Here is a 19,209-nt window from a genome sequence, read left to right as displayed (position 1 = left end):
AATGTTAGGCGGATCTTCTTCAGCCACAGAGTTTAGGCTAGAACGTAGTTTTAGACTTAGACTCTATATGTTCTCTGGGCTTGTTGTATTCGCTTTAGTCGCATTCGTAATCCAATTATTCAATCTTCAGATCGTACAAGGAACGGATAACTCTTTAAAGGCGGAGAAGTTCGTTCGTAAAAGTGAAACGATCCCTGCCGCAAGAGGGGAAATGTTCGATCGGAACTTTCTTACTCCGGAAACTTCTATGGCTCTAGTTTCCAATTATTCCAGTTTGGATGCGGTCTTAAACACTTCTATTTTGAAATATGATCCTGCAAGGGTCAAAAACTTCCTACAGGAATTTGCCCGAACTCTTTCTATTCCAATGTCCTACTACGAAGAGGATCTGCTTGAGCCTAAATTCTCTAAAAAGATCAAGACCAAAAAACCTTTCGTTCTTTTGGAAGCGATCTCAAAGGCACAGCAAGAACGTATATCAGTTTTTGATAATATATCTAAGTATGTGATCTTGGTCCCTTCTCCTCGTAGGATCTATAAGATGGGACCTGCTCTTGCGCATGTGACCGGGTATATAGGAAAACCGAGTAAAACTGACCTTCTCACCCGTGAGATCAAATCTTACCAATGGCTTGGAAAAGACGGATTAGAACTCCAATACGATTCAAGATTGAGAGGAACTGACGGATTTAGGATCCAAAAAAGAAGTTCCGAGGGAAATATAGAAGAAGAGCGGGTAGTAGAACATTCTACTCCTGGAAATAATCTTGTTCTTACGATCGATAAGGATATCCAACTCGCAGCTTATAAAGCCTTAAAAGGAGCCAGAGGAACTGCGATCGCGATGCGACCTTCCACAGGCGAAATTCTCGCAATGGCTTCTAATCCGAGTTATGATCCGAATATTCTCTCCGGAAAAAGTAGATCGGAAAGGACCACACATTATAAACGAGTCGATGCGAACGGTGGATTTTTAAATTTAGCGATCCAATCTAAATTTCCTCCTGCTTCTACTTACAAGACCTTGGTTGCTCTCGCTGCTTTAGAAAGCGGGCATAAGGTGGATTATACTCCTGAAACAAGTTATCATTGCAACGGAAGTTATACTTTAAAGTCCACATTTGCAGGAGTTCCTGACCAAGTGTTCTATTGTTGGGAGAAGGGCGGTCATGGCACGAACGATCTTGCACATGCTCTTCAAAAATCCTGTTCCGTATATTTTTATAATTTAGGTTATAAGTTAGGTTCGGATCCTATACTTACTTATTCTCGTTTGTTCTTATTGGATCAAAAATCCAAAATAGATCTTCCTGGAGAAATTGCAGGACAGGTTCCTTCTCCTGCCTGGAAAAAAAGAGTGTATGGAACCAGATGGTTCGATGGAGATACGATCAATCTTTCTATCGGACAGGGATTCATGTCCGTGACTCCTTTATCCATGACATTATTTTATGCGGGACTTTTGAATCGAGGACAGATCTATCAGCCTTACTTAGTGAACGAGATCAGAGATCCTTTGGACAACTCTATCATCAATAGGACAGATCCACAAAGATTAAGTGATATTCCGATCCAATCATCAACTGTCGAATCCATTAAAACTGGCCTCAGGCTTGTTGTGAAAAATGGAACTGCAGCGTTCGTATTGAATAAACCTGGTCTTCCTGATATCGCGGGAAAAACAGGAACTGCCCAAACAAGAAGAAGGGGCTCTTCCGGATCCAACCACGCTTGGTTTATAGGATATGCTCCCGCGAATGCTCCTGTCAGTGAACAAGTAGTCATCTCTGTATTCGTCGAATACGGAGTAGGTGGAGCTGCGGGCGCTGCACCTGTTGCAAGAGAAATGTTTAGGGCAGCTTTCCCACCGGGAAGTTATAAAAGAACCGCAGAAATTCCAGAAACCGCTCCTGTAGCACCGGAGAATATACAATGATGTCGGATCGTTCCATAGATAGGATCGACTACTTTTTAGTAGGATCTGTTATCATCGTAGTGATTTGTAGTGTTCTTACTTTATATTCCCAAGAATATAATTTTGACGATCCGAGTATCGGGCTCATGAGCCATAAATGGTTCAAACAATTTTTATTTTTCTTATCCGGACTCTTGATCATGTGGTTCGTGTCTAGGGTCAATTATCAATTGATCGGAGCCTATGCGTTATTCATTTACGGATTTGCGATCTTACTCTTAGGACTCACATTGATCAAATGGATCGGATATCTTCCTTCTAGTAGAGGAGCAAGATCTTGGATCAAGGTAGGACCATTTCTTCTTCAGGCCTCAGAGTTTGCAAAACTTGCTACAGTGATCCTACTCGGTCAGTATCTAGTATTAAAAGAGAAAGAAATGAAGAAGCTTGTGGTACTCGTAATCCCATTCGGGATCGTGTTATTACCGATGGCTTTAATTCTACTTCAGCCTGACTTCGGAACTGCGGTTTCATTTTTACCGATCTTATTCACAATGTTGTTTTTAGGAGGAGCCGACTATTTCCATATCGGTTCCTTCATCACATTCGGGGGAATTTCACTCGTTCTTCCGATGTATGTGGAATATTCCAAACTTACATTATTGAATGATATTCTCGCTTTCTTGCAGAGAACCGGAAAGACGGATCTACTTTCGGTGGTGAATCGATTGGGGGGAAAAACTTGGCAGGTCTTGGACGGAAAAGAAGTCGCAGGAGCTAATCTCACACCCAAAACGATTACTGCACTTAGAGAAGTATTCGATCAGGTGATAGACTTGGAAGGAAGTTTTATCTTTAAATTACTCTCTAACCAAGGACTGCTCATCGGAGTAGGCGCAACTCTGATCATATTTAGTATCATCATGATCCTACTTAGGATCGCTCGAGGATCTAAAACATTACGTTCTTATTATATTCCACTCGGGATCCTCGGGATTAGTTTGATCTCGGCAGTTGTGGTAATGAAAACAGTTCCTTTCCGGGAGAATCAGGTTATCCGACTCACGGCATTTTTAAATCCGGACGAGTTCAAACAGGACGCGGGTTATCAGCTTAGGGCTTCTAAACCTGCGGTAGGTTCCGGAAAATTGGTCGGAAAAGGATTCTTGAATGCGGAAATGACAGAAGGAAAAATCCCTCACGTTCCGGAAGCAAGTACTGACTTCATCTTTGCTTCTTGGGCGGAACAAACTGGATTTATCGGCTCCGTATTTTTACTCTTCTTCTTATTTTCCATTCCTTTACGAGGTCTTCAGATCAGCTACGAAAGTAAGGACAGATTCGGATCACTTCTCGCGTCCGGGATTGTCGCGATGTTATTTTACCATATGGCGATCAATATCGGGATCGTGCTCGGGCTTTTACCAGTCACAGGGATCCCACTTTCCTTCATGAGTTATGGAGGTTCCCACTTGCTTATGTCCATGGCTGCGGTCGGGATCATTCTCTCGATCAAGATGAGAAAACACGCAAACTGAAGTTTCCAATCTGTAAAATGGCTGACTTTGCAAAAATGGATGCCGATATTCTATTATAGGCCTCATGGAAAGAGTAAAAGATTCCAGATTTCTATTCGATCTGAAAAGAAAATTCCGCTATATCTTGGAAGAGGTGGAGAAGAACACCTTTGATCAGGATTCGGAAGTCAGAGAGTTAGAAACTCTTTGGGAAGAAATGTTCGATGTTGCCTCCCGAAACGATACTCCTTATTTTAAAGCTAGACTTTCCAATCTAAAAAGACAGTTGGACGGTTTCGTAAAAACCAAAGCATACGAAAAACAAGAGTTTGATCGGATCTATAGACAACTTGAGAAGATACGAAAAGACGATACTGTCGAATTTTTGGACGAGTCCATGCGTTCTACATTAGGAAGGATCGCTGAAAACACGAATCGTGTATCTTCTCTAACCCCATCTGGGATAGAGCCTGGATCCTTGAGTGGTATCCCACTTCTATTAACATTCAGATGTGGTACAGTCCATTTCATCGTAAAATCGGGACCTAAAAAAATATTCAGAAATGTTCATAGAAACAAAGACAAGGTTCTGTACGATGGTAAAAAATATCCGATCTTCCCATCAAGATCCATATACTTTTCTTGGGAAGGGGAAAGTCGTGCTTGGGAAACGGAGCCGGGAAGTCTTTTAATGATCCGTTATCCGGAAGGAAATCGATTCTTCCGATGTGATGCACTTGGAGATACTTTCAGGATCCCTGAAGATACGTTTAAAAGAAGATTGCAGCCCACTGACAAACAAGGTGGAGAGATCAGATACTATTTCAGAAAAGCCGGCATTCGATATTATTATATACCCCAAAAGGGTGAATAAACATTAAGTTTACGATTCAGAAAAATCGATCCAAGAAAAAAGTTGATCTTAATTTACGCGGAGATTTCAGTAAAGAAGTCCATTGGTTAAGTGAAGTTTTTTAACATATTCGAAAATTAAATATATTTGATTACAATTGAAAAGGACATTCAGGGTCGATTGATCTTGATGTGCCCTACATTTTAAGGAAGAAAGATGAAATATTCAAAAATCGCGATATTCTTAGTTTTTATAAACATCTTAGGATGTTTCCCTTCGATTACTGCCGGAGAGGGCTTTCTGATCAAAGCCAGAAAATTCTCAGATATTTCCGAGTTCAAGACCCAAAAAATTTATTTGGACCTAACCTATGAATACGGAATTACTAAGGAAGAAACGAAAACCAAATCGGGAAAGATCGAAAAAACGACCGATGTGGGAATTCCGGAATTATATATTCAATTTAAGGATGCTCTTTATTCAGAACTAAGAGGAAACTATAAATTAGATGTGGAATTGGGACAACCCAAGAAGAAAGATTCTTTAAGCATTTCCGTTTCTCCTAGGATGGATTACCTCAGCAATACGATCGGTAAAGCTAGTGTTATTTTAAGCAAGGGGAAAGATCCGGTATACAAATTAGATATCGTAAATGAAGCAAGGGTAGAAGGATTAAATATCATCCAGCCGAAAACGGTTGAAAAACTTGCCGAGATGTCTGCCGAGCGGATTTACGATTCTATTTTAGGAAAACCTGAAAATTAAATTAGATATTATTTTTGTCTAATTTTGTAAATTAATATGAATCTGAAAAAATTTTTCATAATCCTATTTGCTATATTAAACTTCTCCGGTTGTATATTCGCTGCCGGAGACGGTTATGTAGAATCGGTTAAAAATTATTCCCCCCTCAGAGAACTTAAAACGAGTAAGATATATCTGCATATAGAGGACGAGTTCACTTTATTACATTCCGAGGAAATCAAAACTAGATTTGGAAAAGTGGAGAAGGTGACTAGATTTCCGATCCCGGAACCGTATCTGCTTTTTAGGGACGCATTCTATCACGAATTAAAGGGGAGATATAAGTTGGATGTGGAAGTCGGAATGCCGGAAAAGAAAGATGCAAATGTGATCTCAATCCGACTTTTCAAACCTAGATTTGATGCGTCCATCTCGAAGGCAACTTTTGTATTAAACAAAGGAACAGATCTCGCTTTTAAACTCGAGATAGTCAATGAATGGAAGGTAATATTCTTTATTCTGCCGGTTTATTATCAACGATCCAAATCTCCGAGCGAGTTGGCCGATCTAGCCGCTGCCCAAATTTATAATTCTATTTTGGCAAAATCGGAAGAATAAGATCACCTAACATAAATGTAATGGTATTTTGTTTGCAAATTTAGGAATATAATGGAAAATCCGAACCCTTCGGATGCAACAAAATACTTCTTTCTGGGATAATTGGACTTTCGAAAGTATTTTCGATCTATATTCTAATGGCCTGGATTTTTCGAACGTAAAAGAACTGAAGATCAATAAGGAAACGAATTCCTATGATTGGAGCGAGATCTGCGCAGCATGTATTCAGATCGAAAGTTTATTTTCGCTAATCAATGAATTTATACTAAGAGAAAAGATCTTTTACGATCTCAAATTCTCCGAAGGATGGAATTCTTTTGAGAATTTGGATTCGTTGGATGGTGACCTTCTCGTATCCGTTGATATTCCTACATATAATCCGGAAGTTGCGGACTTTAGGAACGAAGCCTTAAAATTATTATGCGCCACAGATCTTATGAAAAAACACCAGGAAGAGAACCTGGATGGATTTCGAAAAAATAAGGAAGCTCCACATTCTTATTTCAGCCAGGTAGTATGGGGAACTGCAGGAAATTTGGGAAGAAGTTCTCTATTAGGTGCACATTACGTTGCTCATCCGATCAGAGCTTCTCTTCTGGAACAGATTTCCTTTTTTAAACCGCAAAATGATATCAATTCGGAGATCCAGGAATGGATCGATGAAGAAAGATTAAAAGTATTCTCAAGTCTTACTCCTGTAGGAAGAATGAATCATTTCGAGCTGATCCTTCCTCCTTTAGTCGGAGAGGTTTTGGAATCTTCCAACAAACTTTCGGAAATTATCCCTGCGGCGATGGAATGTAGAGAGAAATACAAAAAGATCCGCGAATGGATCGGAGAATACCAAATCGCTACGGAAAGCGAAAATCCGACCCAAATATCTAAGTTTAAGAAAACATTATATACTGTGAGTCAGGATCTGGAAAAGATGAGAAAGCCCGGAGAGTTGGGAGATACTAAGGTTGGAATGTCTTTTATCAGTTTGAATCTTCCTAGCCCGAAATTACCCGATATCAGAAAGTATTGGGGGATCAGAAGTGCTTTGAATAAACTACTATTGAATACGAAAGGCGAGAAGGCTTTATTAAAACTTTTGAAATGGTTCGGCTGTGAAAAAGGAGCCGAGCTTGCAATGATCAGGAAATATTTTCTTTTATAAGATGCGGAAAGAAGAACTGCCCGAAGGCGGAGAGATTACTCTCCGTCCTCGAATAAGTTGTTTAGGCTGTCTAAAAGAACATCCACTTCCACACCGTATCCCATACAAACTTGCTCGATAGTTTCGAGTTCATTGATGGAACAATGGGAGCATCCGCCTAAATGATAGCTGGAGAACACCAACCCCGCTTCCGGATGAAGACCGATTGCTTCGCCTACCGTCATATCTTTAAAAAATCTTGGCTTGACCGCTTCCGACATGGGGAAAATCTCCTAAGTACTGGTTTTCAGTTCCAGTATATAGACTCCCTAGGCCAAAGTCAATTCCATGTTTTTTCAAGAAACCGGCAAATTCTATATCAGGATCGAGGAAAGATTCGAATCCTCTCATTATCTGTACAAATACTTCCCGGACGGTTCCGATGAGCCGATCCACGGTCATTCTTTTAAGGTAGAGGTCTATCTTTCAGGCCAAAAGAATATAGGAGAGGACGGGATTAGTTTCGACTTTCTAACTTCTAAAAAGAGACTAAAAGAGCTGGTCCATGAGTTAGACCATATTCTGATCAATGACCATGCTGATTTTAAGAAGATCAATCCGACTTCTGAAAATATGGCGCGTTGGTTTTATTATGGCTTAAAGGATAGTGTCTCTGCCGCAAAGGGGAAAGTCGATCGGATCGTGATCCACGAAGGCCCAGAAAATTTAGCTTACTACGAGCCCTTCGAGTGACCCGTAGGGAACGAGAAGCCCGTAGGGTGCTTGAGCGAAGCGAAAGCAAATCTATTTCCAAACAAGCTGCACTTGAATCAACACCAACGTATTCCTGACCCATAGGGAAGGAAATTCCCGGGAGGGTGCTTGAGCGAAGCGAAAGCAAATCTATCTCCAAACAAGCTGCACTTGAATCAACACCAACGTATTCATGACCCGTAGGGAACGAGAAACCCGTAGGGTGCCCTTAGCGAAGCGAAAGCAAATCTCTAATCAACAAGCTGCACTTGAATCTGCGCAAATAATTGGGTTTCTCACGAAGGTGAGAAGAAAAGGAAGCCAAAAACCAGAGAGCTTCTTATAATCAATTTTCTTCAATTTCTGAATAAAGATCTTCTGATGCTTAGCGTCTTAGCGTGAAAAAAAACGAAACTAGATCTTATCGTACGTAAAAAGAAAAATCAGATTTGCGACAGCATAAGTGATCGTAAAATAAAAACCGATCCGTAAAGGGCGGGGAAGTCTCATCACTCCGCAAAGAACAAAATGCACCGCTAAAAAACATAAGGCCAATGTATTAGTCCAGAGAACTGCCTTCACGGGTTCCGAATCTGCTCCATACAAAAGAAGTAATACAATCGGTAGAAGCCCTAGGAAACTCATGAATCCGCCGGTTGCGATCCAAACCATCAGTATCATTCTGGATTGTCTTTCATCCGGATGTTGGAAAACGGAAATCGCTCCTCCTACTACAAGTTGGTGTAGAAAACCATGGAACGCGTAGATTAAACTTACGCATAAGAATAGGATTGTTGGTAGATTTAGGTGGTTTAGATCGGACAACTGCAAACTCCGGACTTTCGAACTCACAAATCTTAGGATAAGGCTCGCACTTCTCAACCAATTTACTGTTGACCTTCGATCGAAAAAACCGAGCATATTCGAGCTGATATGAACCAAACTCTTTGGAGCCCGTCTCCCGAACTTATCCAAAATTCCAGATTGACCCAATTCCAAAAATTTGTAGAAGAAAAGACCGGCAAAAAATTCAAAAACTATTCAGAATTGCATACCTGGTCAGTGGACTTCATCGAGGAGTTTTGGGGACTACTATGGGAATTTGCTCCTGTAATCTATTCCCAAACATACGAAGAAGTTTTACGCACTGGAAAAAGTTTTAGAGAGGCTAAGTTCTTTCCCGGAGCCAAATTAAATTTCGCTGAAAATTTACTACGAAAGAAGGATGAGAACCTGGCTTTGGTATACAGAGGAGAGACCGGTGCAGAGAAAAGTTTCACCTATTCGGAGTTATATCAAAGAGTAGGTGCACTTGCAGCGTATTTCAGATCGGAAGGTGTAGTTCCTGGAGATAGGGTTGCGGGACTTATGCCAAATGTTCCGGACACTGTGCTTGCGATGCTCGCTACTACAAGTATTGGTGCCGTTTGGACTTCTTGTTCTCCGGATTTTGGAGTAAAAGGTGTATTGGATCGTTTCGGCCAGATCCGCCCTAAAATACTCATTACTACGGATCGTTATGAATTCAAAGGAAAGTCTCTACCTCTTTCCGGGATCGTAAATGAAATTTCCGCCCAACTTCCGGATCTAAAAAAAATACTAGTCTCTGAATATCCTAGCTTGGACCCGAAAGATCTAAATTCTAGAACCTCCGGATTTCCGGATAAATCAATTCCATTAGAAAAATCTTATGAATTATTTTTGGGAAAAGATCCGATTTTTTATCAGACTTCTTTTGATCATCCCGTTTATATTATGTATTCTTCCGGAACGACGGGATTGCCTAAATGTATGGTGCAAGGCCCTGGAGTATTCTTAAATCATTGGAAAGAACTGGCATTACATACGGATCTGAGAGAAGGAGATGGAATCTTTTATTACACAACCTGTGGATGGATGATGTGGAACTGGCTAATAAGTTCTCTTTCCATAGGCGCGACCTTATATTTATTCGATGGGAATCCATTTTATCCGGATCCAGGAGTACTTTTTAGATACGTTTCCGACAAAAAGATCAAAGTGTTCGGAGTAGGAGCAAAATACATATTAAGTTTGGAGAAGGAAAAGTATAAACCGGATATGGATCTATCTTCCCTAAAGGCTGTACTTTCTACGGGTTCACCTCTTCCTTCTTACGGATTCGATTATATATACGATACTTGGAAGAAGGATCTGAGGCTTTCTTCTATTTCTGGAGGAACGGATCTAAACGGTTGTTTTGCATTAGGTAATCCGAATATACCTGTACATTCAGGAGAACTACAAAGTTTGGGCCTCGGGATGTCTGTAAAAATTTTTGATGATTCCGGAAGGTCCATCCAAGGAGGAAAAGGAGAACTTGTATGTACAAAACCTTTTCCTTCTATGCCATTGGAATTCTGGAATGATGCTGACGGTAAAAAATATTTCGGAGCTTATTTTGATACTTTTCCTGAGATTTGGAGACATGGCGACTTTGCGGAGATCCTTCCAAACGGAGGAATGGTCGTCTATGGAAGATCGGATGCCACTTTAAATCCTGGTGGAGTGCGCATAGGAACAGCGGATCTATATAGTCTTTTGGAAACAATTTCAGAGATTGCGGATTCTGTCGTGATCGGACAAGAATGGAAAGACGACGTAAGAGTGATCTTGTTCTTAAAAATGGCAGAGGGTGCAGCTTTAAATAAGGAATTTGAAACCAAGATCAAAAAAGAGATCAAGGAAAAGGTCTCCCCAAGACATGTTCCATCCAAGATCATCCAAGTCGCGGACATTCCTTATACTAGGAATATGAAGAAGGTTGAGATAGCCGTTAAAAAAACAGTTCAAGGAGAGCCTGTGACGAACCAAGACGCGCTCATCAATCCTGAATCATTAGAATATTATAAAAATATACCGGAACTTCTGACGGATTGATCTTATCTTTGGGTGAAGGAAGTTTCAATGATCAGATCTGTTCCTTCCCAAATATGTTCAGTTTCCAAAGGAGAGGCCAAAAACTCCGCAGAATTTTGATAATTTGAATAAGAGTCTTTGGATTCTTTTTCACTGCGAATATAAAAAGTAGCTATAAGACTGGATATTCCCAAAAGGAGTGCAGCTGCTAACGCTTGTAAAACGAATCGATTAGAAGGAAATATCTTCTTACGGTTTTCTTCTTTTTGTATAATATTTCCTGCGATCCTTTTTGCAAAATTTGGATCTTGGAGTAACGTCTCCATTTTAAGGTCTAAATCGGGATCTTTATAATCGTTCATAAGTTCTCTCCTATCCCTTTTCGATTTGAATTTGCAGATCGGGACAACCATTCTTTTGCTCTGGAAATCCTGGATTTGACTGTGCCTTCGGATATATCCAATTTTTTAGCGATAGATTCCATTTTTTCGCCGTTCAATCTAAGTATCATAGTTTCTTTATATGGGGATGGCAAGAGATTAATTTGAGATTCTATCCATTTGCGTCCGTCCGGTGCCGGTTCCATCGCAGCAAGATCCAAGTTTTCTTTTTTATCGGAAACTTGGACCTCTGCTTGTAATTTGAAATAAGCTTTTCCTTCTCGATTCCATTTACGTATCGCTCTTCTACATTCATTTCTTGCTGCGACATATAACCAACGATTCGCTTCTTGAGGATCTAAAGGTGGTTTATTTTTGAATTTAAGATAATATCTTAAATACGTATCTTGGGCAAGGTCCTCCATTATAGAACCCATGCCTGGTAAAAGATGTCTTCGGATCGATTTTAAGACGGTCTCTTTACTCGATTCGATGATTCTAATTAGATCGGATTCCGTCATTCTTATCGGCAATCCCTCTCTCCGGGAGGAGGAGGTCCATGAGGATGATCCTTACGATCCTTAATTCTTTGTAGCCTTTCTTTATGAAGTTGGGCGAGTTTCTGTTTCTGCTCAGGGGTTAAATAGGATTCGAATTCTAATCTTCCTTGAATATGTAAAAACCTAAGCTCTAATTGTATATCGCTGATCTCCTTTAACTTTGCTTTGACAGCGACTAAATCTACTTTAGGAGATTCTAATAGTTTGCGTAAAGACTCATGAAGTGAAGGAAGTTTTTCTCCGATCGTTCTACTCGCCGCCATTCTTTTATCTCTGGAAACTTTCGCTTTTTCCAATTGTTCTGGAGTGAGAGAGAGTTCTTTGGAGAACCTTTCGAAGTTTTTATCTTCTCTAGGACCTCCTCCCGGAATAAACATATCGAAAGGTTCGGGTCCGAAAGGAGGAGGGGGCGGTTCTGCAAAAATAAATTGGGAACTCCCTAAAAAGAGAAACAATAGGAAAAGAATTTTTAGAGTTTTAGAATCCAAATCGATCACCTTATACTTTTTTTGACGAAATATTTTTATTGTGTGGTACTAGTACTGGAAGAACTTCCGGAAGAAATCGTATTACTTGTACAATTCACTTCTCCCTTAATACTTACTGAGGGTCCTGATACGGTTTGAGTATTATAACAGGTTTGCCCGTCTTGGGTATAACACATACTGGTAGAAGTTGCGGAAGTACAATTAATATAATCTACAGTATAACATTGTGTAAGAGAAAGTGCAGTGTTTCCACTGGAAACTGCAGTTCCGACAAGATCCAGATCTACGGTTAAGTAAGATAATGCCTGGGAACTAGTAACGCTTGTATCTACTGGAACGCCGCTACCTCCCCAATAAATTTTTCCATAATTAGAAACTACTGCAGATGCGCCTACTTTTCCGGAGTAAGAAAAACCTTGGGTGGCATCAATAGATCCTTGGTTCTGAGTCGCGTCGTATAAGAACTTTAAATACAAATAATCCCCGGTCTTAAAATACAATCTACTGATCACAGTGAATAAATTTGTAGAACTAGTGCTCGTGGTTGTAGTCGTAGTGCTAGTTGTGCTAGAAGAACTATAAGGAGTTGCAGTCCCGCAACTTGCGGTCTTATCCATGTCCAATTCTCCATCTATATTGAATGCAACTCCGTCGCCGAATACGGTTAAATTAACCTTATCCGTGTCCCTGTTCTCGCAGGAGAAAAAGGAGGTTAAGAAAAAAATAAGACAGAGAGAGCGAAGGAAGTTCACGAGATCTTTTTTCGGGATTAGAAATATTCTTCTGATGTTCAAGCCTGGATTCCTGGTCTTCTCTTATATAAGTAAACCCGGAGGAGGAGAAACGTTCCCGATTTATTGCAAAAATGAAAAGAGTCACTTAGACGAAAGTCGGCAATAGATCCGTTTTTCCCTTGATCCAAAGTGCGGTTGAATTACAAAAGAGGAGTGATCCGAAAATTCAGTGCAATCATAACGATCTTTTTTACTTTCTCTGTTTACTCTCAACAGACGCCCGGGTCTCGTTTGGAAGAGATCCAAAAAAGAGGAGAATTGCGGGTCACAGGAAATCGCAATTTTGATCCTTTTTATATTTCAGACGCGAAAGAAGGATTTCCCGGTTTTGATGCGGAACTCGGTAGAAAATATGCTGAATTTTTGGGAGTAAAATATAGCTTCACAAATCGTCCTGAGTTCGAGGATTATGCAGAGGCGATCCAGAGCGGAGAAGCGGATATCGCTTTTTCTGGTTTAAGTTCTACATTAGAAAGATCTAAAAAAGGAAATTTCAGTTCTCCTTATTTAATTTCTACCACAGGTGCCTTAGTAAATAAGAATGCATTGCCCCCTCCTCCCGAGGGAAATATCATTTCTACGGTTTATTTCAGAAGTATAAAAGATTTGGAAAGTATAAGCGGCCTTAGCTTTTCCGTGAGGGCATTCTCTGCAAGCCATGATTATCTTTTAAGTATATTCCCGAACTCCAGGGTATTTACTTACGGGTCTATGGAAAGCGCTTGGAATTCGGTAAAAGAAGGACAGGCAAATTGTTTTGTGGGAGATTCCTTATACATCAAAGGGCTTCTACTAAAACAAAGAAGTATTCTATCTAATTTTAGAGCATTGATAGAGCCTGTTCAAGAAAATCATGTGAGTGCATTGTTGCCTAAAGGAGATATTTATTTCTCTAAAAATTTCGAATTTTTTCTGTCGGAACTCAAACGAACCGGCGAGCTAAAAAGTTTAGAAGATAAGTATTTTAACAGAAGCGATTGGGTGAAATAATCGGGCAGTCTAATCCTTATGGCGACTCTTACTAAAAAGAAGGCCCGAAATTCTCCGGGACAACTTTATGTAGATTCAAGTTGTATCGACTGCGAAACTTGTAGGATCCTCGCCTCCGATATTTTTGGGGAAGATCAAAGCGGTTCCTTCGTCAAAAAACAACCCGAATCAGAATCAGAACAATTCAAAGCATTACAAGCATTGGTGGCTTGCCCTACCGCTTCTATCGGAACTGTCGATCGGGTAGATCTCGCAGAAGCAAAATCATCTTTTCCTAGACTAATCCATGAAAATGTATATCATTGTGGATTTCATGCGCGCTCTTCATTCGGTGCATTTTCCTATCTGATCCTAAGAGAAGAAGGGAATGTATTAGTAGATTCCCCTAGATATCTTCCTTCTCTAATTGAAAAAATCAAAAACCTAGGAGGGATTAAATATCATTTTCTAACTCACCGGGATGATATCGGGGATCATGAAAAATTTCACGAAAATTTCGGGACGGAAAGGATCATACATGAAGGAGATCTTTCCGCGGTTTCCGATGCGGAAATTATCCTGAAAGGAAACGAGCCTTTTCAATTGTCGGAGGACCTACTGATCATTCCGGGGCCTGGACATACAAGAGGGCATTGTACTCTATTATATAATAATAAATTTCTATTCTCGGGAGATCATCTTGCATTCGATCCGGAGAGAGAAAGGCTCGTCGCATTTAGGAGTGCTTGTTGGTATTCTTGGGAAGAACAAACCAAGTCGATGAGACAATTGCAAAATTATGATTTCGAATGGTTGCTTCCGGGTCATGGGCATCCTACCCATTCTGACCGGAAGCATATGAGAGAGATGTTAGAGGCCTGCGTTTTATGGATGGAAAAACGTTAAGCAGAGAAGGGATTATTCTCTGCTTCCCAAATATTCTTCCTGTCCGCTAAACACTTCTTCCGCATAGGCAGGAACTCCTCCCCATTTTTTTACCGCGGCAGGGCCCGCGTTATACGCAAGTAACGCCTGGCGAAGATTTCCCTCATGAGTTTCGAGTAAATGGTTTAGGTAGGAAACTCCCAGATGGATATTTGTCTCCGGTAAGAATAGATCTTCTTTTTTGATCTTATTGCCTTCCCAAGACGCAATCCAGGAGCCAGTTCCAGGCATGATTTGCATTAGCCCAAGGGCATTTTTCTTGGATCTTGCTTTCCTATAGAATTCGGATTCGGTCTTGATGATCCCGAGTAAGAGCCCAGCTTTTTCTCCTTCCTGGCAAAATACTCCGCAAGCGCTATCATGGATCCTTCCGGATTCCCGATCGACTGCTCGGGACAGTAATTCTAGCTCTTCTTCGGAGAGACTTGGTCGCTCCGAACGGATATATTCTTTGATCTGAACGACTTCAGGGAGGGAGTTCCTGCCCGGAATCGTTTTTCCAATCAAAGAGCCCGCAATTGGAGCCACAAATGACTGGTAGAGAAGGGGTAACGAGGCGATGAATATGTATCTTTTTCGAATTTTAGGCTGGAGCATTCTCCTTGTCTCCCTATAGTGCAATGCACTATCTACGACCAGTTTTTTGCGACGCACTATGGGGACAAGTAAAAAAGTCTCAGCTTTTTGGGGTCTGGAGAAAAAAGAGCCTCTTTTGAGAGGATTTGCGGCCCTTAAGAACTAATTATATAGAAAGGGTCCGGAAGATTAAAAAGAAGAAGATCGAAATTGAATCGGAATAAACGCCTCATTTTAGGAAATAAATTTCCATTCTCTCTTATCACGATCCTATAATTGCAAAAACATACTGGAAATAAATTTCCAATATGAATACATCTCTGCTATCTTAAAAATTTTTCTTATCGAACATATCTATCAAATAGAAACTTGCGAAACCTTCTCAAATAGAAAAGTAAGAACGAAAAGAAATTCTATATGGAGTAAATCTTTCGGCTTAAAATTTTAAGAAAGATACATCGGAACGATTAGGAAATAAATTTACTAATCTAAAATATGTATCTCATCTTGCATTCGCTTCTCAAAACGATTCTCAAACTTGAATTAATATAACATTCGATTTATTTAATATATTTATGAGCAAAATAAAATTTTTAGTGCAAATTTTCGTAACTCGATCGTCATAATATTTAGAACCGGGGATTTGTTGAACAGACAAGTCTGAAATAAAAAGAAAAACTCCCTTCGCGTTGATCGATCCCGCGATAGAGACAATTTAAAGAACCATTCCACAAAGCTGAAACCCGTACTATACGCGGATTCGATTTCTTAAAAATAAAATCGGGAATCGGATATTTTTACTGGGGAAAAATAATGAGGGTGTCTTTTGCTCTATTAGCAATTTGGTTTATTACGTTTTCATACTGTACTCAAACGGGAAATTCTTCCGGAGACCTTACTTGGGAAGAGAAACAGTTACTTTGGGCCTTATACGGTAAGGAAATGAAAAGTGGTCTGCAACTTACCCAGGCCGCCGTCCAGAAATGGGGATTAGGGATCGATGTTTATCCCGCAAAAACAAGAGTAGATAGAATGAGAAATACGATCGCATTTACCGAATCCGGAAAATGTGCGGTCGAAGGAATTTCCGACAAGAATGCGAAGGATTGCCAATTATTCTCCGCGAATCCTTTCTACCTGGCAGCTTGTTCCATTAGTGCAGGCTCTCGTATAGAAAACAGTGTAATCTTTATATTTACGGATAGAGTGAAGGCTACTGCAGACGCGATGAAATTGGAAGGAAGTACCATAGATTCCAAAGAATATGTGATCGCAACCGTAGCTCATGAAGTCGGTCATTGCCTAGGTCTACAACATTCTCAAGATCCGAATGATCTGATGTTTCCTATGCTTACAGGAAATATTTTCGAACCTAGTGTGACTGAAATGCATGCGGCACAGGCATTATACAATTCTTCCCAAACTCCGGGAGAAATAGAAGAATCTCAACTTTACACGAAACAATCGGATTACACTTATTTAAGACAGTACTCCGTTCCTTCGTTTGCAGTGTTCGGAAATATAGATATAGAAGGTTAGGAAGTCGATACCCCAGAACGGTGAAAACCGATCGATTTTCGAACCGGTGCGAATCGAAGATGGCCGGGGATTAAACTCCCCGGTTTTTTTCTAACTTTTCAGCCAAGTCCACAAGAAGTCTGACTCCATAACCGCTCGGCCCATTTCCAATTTGTGTGCCGGATGCTTTTTTTCTCCAGGCGGTTCCTGCGATGTCTATATGAGCCCAGTCAATTCCCGCATCTACGAAACGTTCCAGGTATTTCCCCGCAGAAAGGCTTCCTCCCGGGCGTCCTGCGATATTTCGTAGATCCGCGATATCGCTTTTTAGATCTTCTCCATATTCATCCCATAATGGAAGATTCCAGGTCCTTTCATCTGAAGAAGCGGAAGCCTCGTCCAAAAGTGTTGTAAGTTTATCCGAGTTACTCATTACACCTGCAGCTTCATGTCCTAAGGAGATAATGATCGCCCCAGTTAATGTTGCAAGATCCACCATATAGTCAGGTTTATATTTTTTTCCTATATAAGACAGAACATCTCCGAGCACGAGCCTTCCTTCTGCATCCGTGTTTTGTACTTCTACCGTCAGACCATTATGAGCGGTATACACGTCTCCCGGTTTTAATGCGGCGGCGTCCGGCATATTCTCTGCAACTCCAATAGCTGCTATAACAGGGACAGAGAGCCCGAGTTCTGCAATCGCACCGATCGCGTGGATCACTGCAGCAGCGCCGCACATATCATATTTCATTTCATGCATATCTTGTGCAGGTTTAATGCTGATCCCACCTGAATCGAAGGTCAGTCCTTTTCCGATAAGTGCTAGTTTCTTTTTGGATTTTGCCTTAGGAGGATTGTATTCTAGAACGATCATCTTCGGTTTTTTATCCGAACCTTGGCTAACTGCAAGGATCCCACCCATCTTTTCTTTTTTAAGTTGGGGCTCGTCCATTACAGTGATCTTTAAGCCGGCTTCCTTTGCGATCTCTTTGGATCTGGAGACAAATTCCTCCGGAGTAAAATGATTTGCCGGAAGATGAGCGATGTATCTTGCACCGTTCACATATTTACTAACTGCTCTGGATTTTTCTAAACCGACTTTTGCGGATTTTTCCGCACCGGGATCCTCCAACAAAAAGCTTACATTTCCGAATTTCAGTTTTTTCTCTTTAAAATCTTTTGTAAGAACATTGATCGGAAATGCTCCAAGATCCAACGAGTTTGCGATCTGATAAACGAGTGTAGAAGGGGAAAGTGTTTTTGTTAAAAAACGAGTGAGTTTGATCTCAAGACCAACTGAATCCCATTTGCGTAGTTTTTCACCGATACTCAAAAAGACCTGAGCGACGGAACGAATACTAACCTTATTCGGGTTCCCGAGTCCCAGATACATGATCCTTTCTGATTCATCTATAAAGGTTTGGCCGGATTCTCCGGAGAAGATCCCGGAACGTATCTGGTCTGAAAATTTCGTTTCTAATTCTTTAGGAAGATTATCTTTTGTGACCGGAATGATCTTATAAATATTTTTGGAAGTATTCTTCCCGATGCTAAAATTGATCTTTGATTTTTCTATCTTCATTTTTTATCCAGCGCCTTAATGTCCCCGAGTATTTCATCCACATGTCCTTTAACGCTGACCTTTGGATATACTTTCAAAATTTTTAGATCTGTTCCGATGAGAAATGTAGTTCTGAGAATTCCCATGAACTCTCTTCCCATGAATTTTTTCAACTGCCAGACCCCGTATGCCTCGCAGATACTTCCGTCTTCGTCGGAGAGTAATGTAAAATTCAGTTCTTGCTTTTCGATGAATTTTTGGTGAGACTTCACTGAATCTTTAGAGACTCCGACTACATTAAATCCTTCTTTTTTCAATCTTGCGAAATTATCCCTAAAATCGCAGGCCTCGGTCGTGCAGCCTGGGGTTTGGTCTTTTGGATAAAAATATAATACCAGACCTTTTTTCCCGACTAAATCCTTGAGGGAAACCTTCTCTCCGTCTTGGTTTTGGGTCGTAAAACTGGGGGCTTTGGAGCCCGCTTTTAAAGTGCTCATACAAAGACAAATGATAGGGAACTCTGGAACTAGACAAGATTTTTTGTTTTCTTTCCGCTTTTGGGTGGGAAATCGACCCTTAAAAAGCCTTGCGAAATCCTAAAACTTGACGATATATATAAGTATGGACCCCAAAGAAAGAATGGAACTGATCCGCCAAGGAAATCAGGCATTTAACGAAGGAGATATCCGTAAGGCCCGGGAATGTTTCCTGAAAACGGAATACAAAGACGGGCTCATTCGTCTCGGGGACCATTTCATGTTCGAGAAAAAACTTCCGATCCTTGCATACGGATATTATAAAAAAGCCGGATACCAAAGAAGGATCGATGAAATTTTCCAAAGAATGTTATGGGCTCTTTCTCAGTGGATCGGGCCGGATAAGTTCAAAAATCCCGAACCCGAAAGAAAAGCCCCGGATCCGGAAGATTTTGTGGTCCATCCAATCTTGAGACAAACCGCTTTGGATATACTCAAGAAAAACGGAATGTCCGTTTAAGTTC

At 40.6% G+C, this 19,209-nt stretch carries 21 protein-coding genes; 12 read left to right on the top strand and 9 right to left on the bottom strand.

Annotated features, from left to right (window positions below; genetic code table 11):
• Position 1 precedes the first annotated feature (1 nt).
• From mrdA to EHQ64_RS01065, 6 genes are all read left to right on the top strand, one after another.
• On the top strand, positions 2-1,936 hold the full coding sequence (mrdA, locus tag EHQ64_RS01090; protein ID WP_135647665.1) for a penicillin-binding protein 2: 1,935 nt from the start codon (positions 2-4) through the stop codon (positions 1,934-1,936).
• Complete coding sequence (rodA, locus tag EHQ64_RS01085; RefSeq protein WP_135647664.1) at positions 1,933-3,453, top strand: rod shape-determining protein RodA; 1,521 nt, start codon at positions 1,933-1,935, stop codon at positions 3,451-3,453. The genes mrdA and rodA overlap by 4 nt, the downstream gene beginning before the upstream one ends.
• Positions 3,454-3,517: 64 nt before the next feature.
• Complete coding sequence (locus tag EHQ64_RS01080; RefSeq protein WP_135647663.1) at positions 3,518-4,306, top strand: hypothetical protein; 789 nt, start codon at positions 3,518-3,520, stop codon at positions 4,304-4,306.
• Between the two features lie 195 nt (positions 4,307-4,501).
• Complete coding sequence (locus EHQ64_RS01075; protein ID WP_135647662.1) at positions 4,502-5,050, top strand: hypothetical protein; 549 nt, start codon at positions 4,502-4,504, stop codon at positions 5,048-5,050.
• A gap of 36 nt (positions 5,051-5,086) precedes the next feature.
• On the top strand, positions 5,087-5,647 hold the full coding sequence (locus tag EHQ64_RS01070) for a hypothetical protein (RefSeq protein WP_135647661.1): 561 nt from the start codon (positions 5,087-5,089) through the stop codon (positions 5,645-5,647).
• A 73-nt stretch (positions 5,648-5,720) separates the two neighbouring features.
• Positions 5,721-6,806: a hypothetical protein gene (locus EHQ64_RS01065; protein WP_135647660.1), complete on the top strand. Its 1,086-nt coding sequence runs from the start codon at positions 5,721-5,723 to the stop codon at positions 6,804-6,806.
• A 35-nt stretch (positions 6,807-6,841) separates the two neighbouring features.
• On the opposite strand, the gene EHQ64_RS01060 is transcribed toward EHQ64_RS01065, so the two are convergent.
• A complete protein-coding gene (locus tag EHQ64_RS01060) occupies positions 6,842-7,066 on the bottom strand; it encodes a DUF1858 domain-containing protein (RefSeq protein WP_135647659.1) in 225 nt (74 codons plus the stop codon).
• Positions 7,067-7,133: 67 nt separating this feature from the next.
• Here EHQ64_RS01060 and EHQ64_RS01055 point away from each other — a divergent pair, with 67 nt between their 5' ends.
• Complete coding sequence (locus EHQ64_RS01055; RefSeq protein ID WP_135647658.1) at positions 7,134-7,538, top strand: 6-carboxytetrahydropterin synthase; 405 nt, start codon at positions 7,134-7,136, stop codon at positions 7,536-7,538.
• Positions 7,539-7,952: 414 nt separating this feature from the next.
• Here EHQ64_RS01055 and EHQ64_RS01050 read toward each other — a convergent pair whose 3' ends face one another.
• Complete coding sequence (locus tag EHQ64_RS01050) at positions 7,953-8,363, bottom strand: hypothetical protein (protein WP_135647657.1); 411 nt, start codon at positions 8,361-8,363, stop codon at positions 7,953-7,955.
• A 108-nt stretch (positions 8,364-8,471) separates the two neighbouring features.
• Between EHQ64_RS01050 and EHQ64_RS01045 the strand changes: the two genes are divergently transcribed.
• Positions 8,472-10,436, top strand: a complete 1,965-nt coding sequence (locus tag EHQ64_RS01045) for an acetoacetate--CoA ligase (RefSeq protein ID WP_135647656.1) — start codon at positions 8,472-8,474, stop codon at positions 10,434-10,436.
• A 2-nt stretch (positions 10,437-10,438) separates the two neighbouring features.
• On the opposite strand, the gene EHQ64_RS01040 is transcribed toward EHQ64_RS01045, so the two are convergent.
• The 4 genes from EHQ64_RS01040 to EHQ64_RS01025 are packed head-to-tail and all read right to left on the bottom strand — an operon-like array spanning position 10,439 to position 12,595.
• Complete coding sequence (locus tag EHQ64_RS01040) at positions 10,439-10,777, bottom strand: hypothetical protein (RefSeq protein ID WP_246048497.1); 339 nt, start codon at positions 10,775-10,777, stop codon at positions 10,439-10,441.
• Complete coding sequence (locus EHQ64_RS01035) at positions 10,774-11,316, bottom strand: RNA polymerase sigma factor (protein ID WP_135647654.1); 543 nt, start codon at positions 11,314-11,316, stop codon at positions 10,774-10,776. Before EHQ64_RS01035 ends, EHQ64_RS01040 begins: the two co-directional genes overlap by 4 nt.
• Before the next feature lie 2 nt (positions 11,317-11,318).
• On the bottom strand, positions 11,319-11,852 hold the full coding sequence (locus EHQ64_RS01030) for a Spy/CpxP family protein refolding chaperone (RefSeq protein ID WP_425460378.1): 534 nt from the start codon (positions 11,850-11,852) through the stop codon (positions 11,319-11,321).
• A gap of 26 nt (positions 11,853-11,878) precedes the next feature.
• Positions 11,879-12,595: an LIC10920 family plasminogen-binding lipoprotein gene (locus EHQ64_RS01025; protein WP_425460379.1), complete on the bottom strand. Its 717-nt coding sequence runs from the start codon at positions 12,593-12,595 to the stop codon at positions 11,879-11,881.
• 216 nt (positions 12,596-12,811) lie between these two features.
• On the opposite strand from EHQ64_RS01025, the gene EHQ64_RS01020 reads away from it, so the two are divergent.
• The gene (locus EHQ64_RS01020; protein ID WP_246048499.1) at positions 12,812-13,627 is read left to right on the top strand and encodes a substrate-binding periplasmic protein; all 816 of its coding nucleotides are present in this window, start codon (positions 12,812-12,814) and stop codon (positions 13,625-13,627) included.
• Positions 13,628-13,645: 18 nt separating this feature from the next.
• Positions 13,646-14,512: an MBL fold metallo-hydrolase gene (locus tag EHQ64_RS01015; protein ID WP_135647652.1), complete on the top strand. Its 867-nt coding sequence runs from the start codon at positions 13,646-13,648 to the stop codon at positions 14,510-14,512.
• Positions 14,513-14,524: 12 nt separating this feature from the next.
• Here the strand turns inward: EHQ64_RS01015 and EHQ64_RS01010 are convergent, their stop codons facing one another.
• Entirely contained in the window at positions 14,525-15,148 is a 624-nt protein-coding gene (locus tag EHQ64_RS01010; protein ID WP_135647651.1) for a lytic transglycosylase domain-containing protein, read from the bottom strand.
• Between the two features lie 792 nt (positions 15,149-15,940).
• Here EHQ64_RS01010 and EHQ64_RS01005 point away from each other — a divergent pair.
• Positions 15,941-16,666: a matrixin family metalloprotease gene (locus EHQ64_RS01005; protein ID WP_135647650.1), complete on the top strand. Its 726-nt coding sequence runs from the start codon at positions 15,941-15,943 to the stop codon at positions 16,664-16,666.
• 70 nt (positions 16,667-16,736) lie between these two features.
• Here the strand turns inward: EHQ64_RS01005 and EHQ64_RS01000 are convergent, their stop codons facing one another.
• Both EHQ64_RS01000 and bcp read right to left on the bottom strand, forming a co-directional pair.
• A complete protein-coding gene (locus EHQ64_RS01000) occupies positions 16,737-18,230 on the bottom strand; it encodes a leucyl aminopeptidase (RefSeq protein WP_135647649.1) in 1,494 nt (497 codons plus the stop codon).
• The gene (gene bcp, locus EHQ64_RS00995; RefSeq protein ID WP_135647648.1) at positions 18,227-18,706 is read right to left on the bottom strand and encodes a thioredoxin-dependent thiol peroxidase; all 480 of its coding nucleotides are present in this window, start codon (positions 18,704-18,706) and stop codon (positions 18,227-18,229) included. The genes EHQ64_RS01000 and bcp overlap by 4 nt, the downstream gene beginning before the upstream one ends.
• A gap of 124 nt (positions 18,707-18,830) precedes the next feature.
• Between bcp and EHQ64_RS00990 the strand changes: the two genes are divergently transcribed.
• Positions 18,831-19,205 carry a hypothetical protein gene (locus EHQ64_RS00990; protein ID WP_135647647.1) on the top strand — a complete coding sequence of 125 codons (375 nt, stop codon included), beginning with the start codon at positions 18,831-18,833 and terminating at the stop codon, positions 19,203-19,205.
• Positions 19,206-19,209: the final 4 nt, after the last annotated feature.

The organism is Leptospira sarikeiensis (assembly GCF_004769615.1).
GTDB lineage: Bacteria > Spirochaetota > Leptospiria > Leptospirales > Leptospiraceae > Leptospira_B > Leptospira_B sarikeiensis.
Note: the sequence above shows the minus strand (reverse complement) of the source record. Positions and strands in the feature narration are given on the sequence as shown.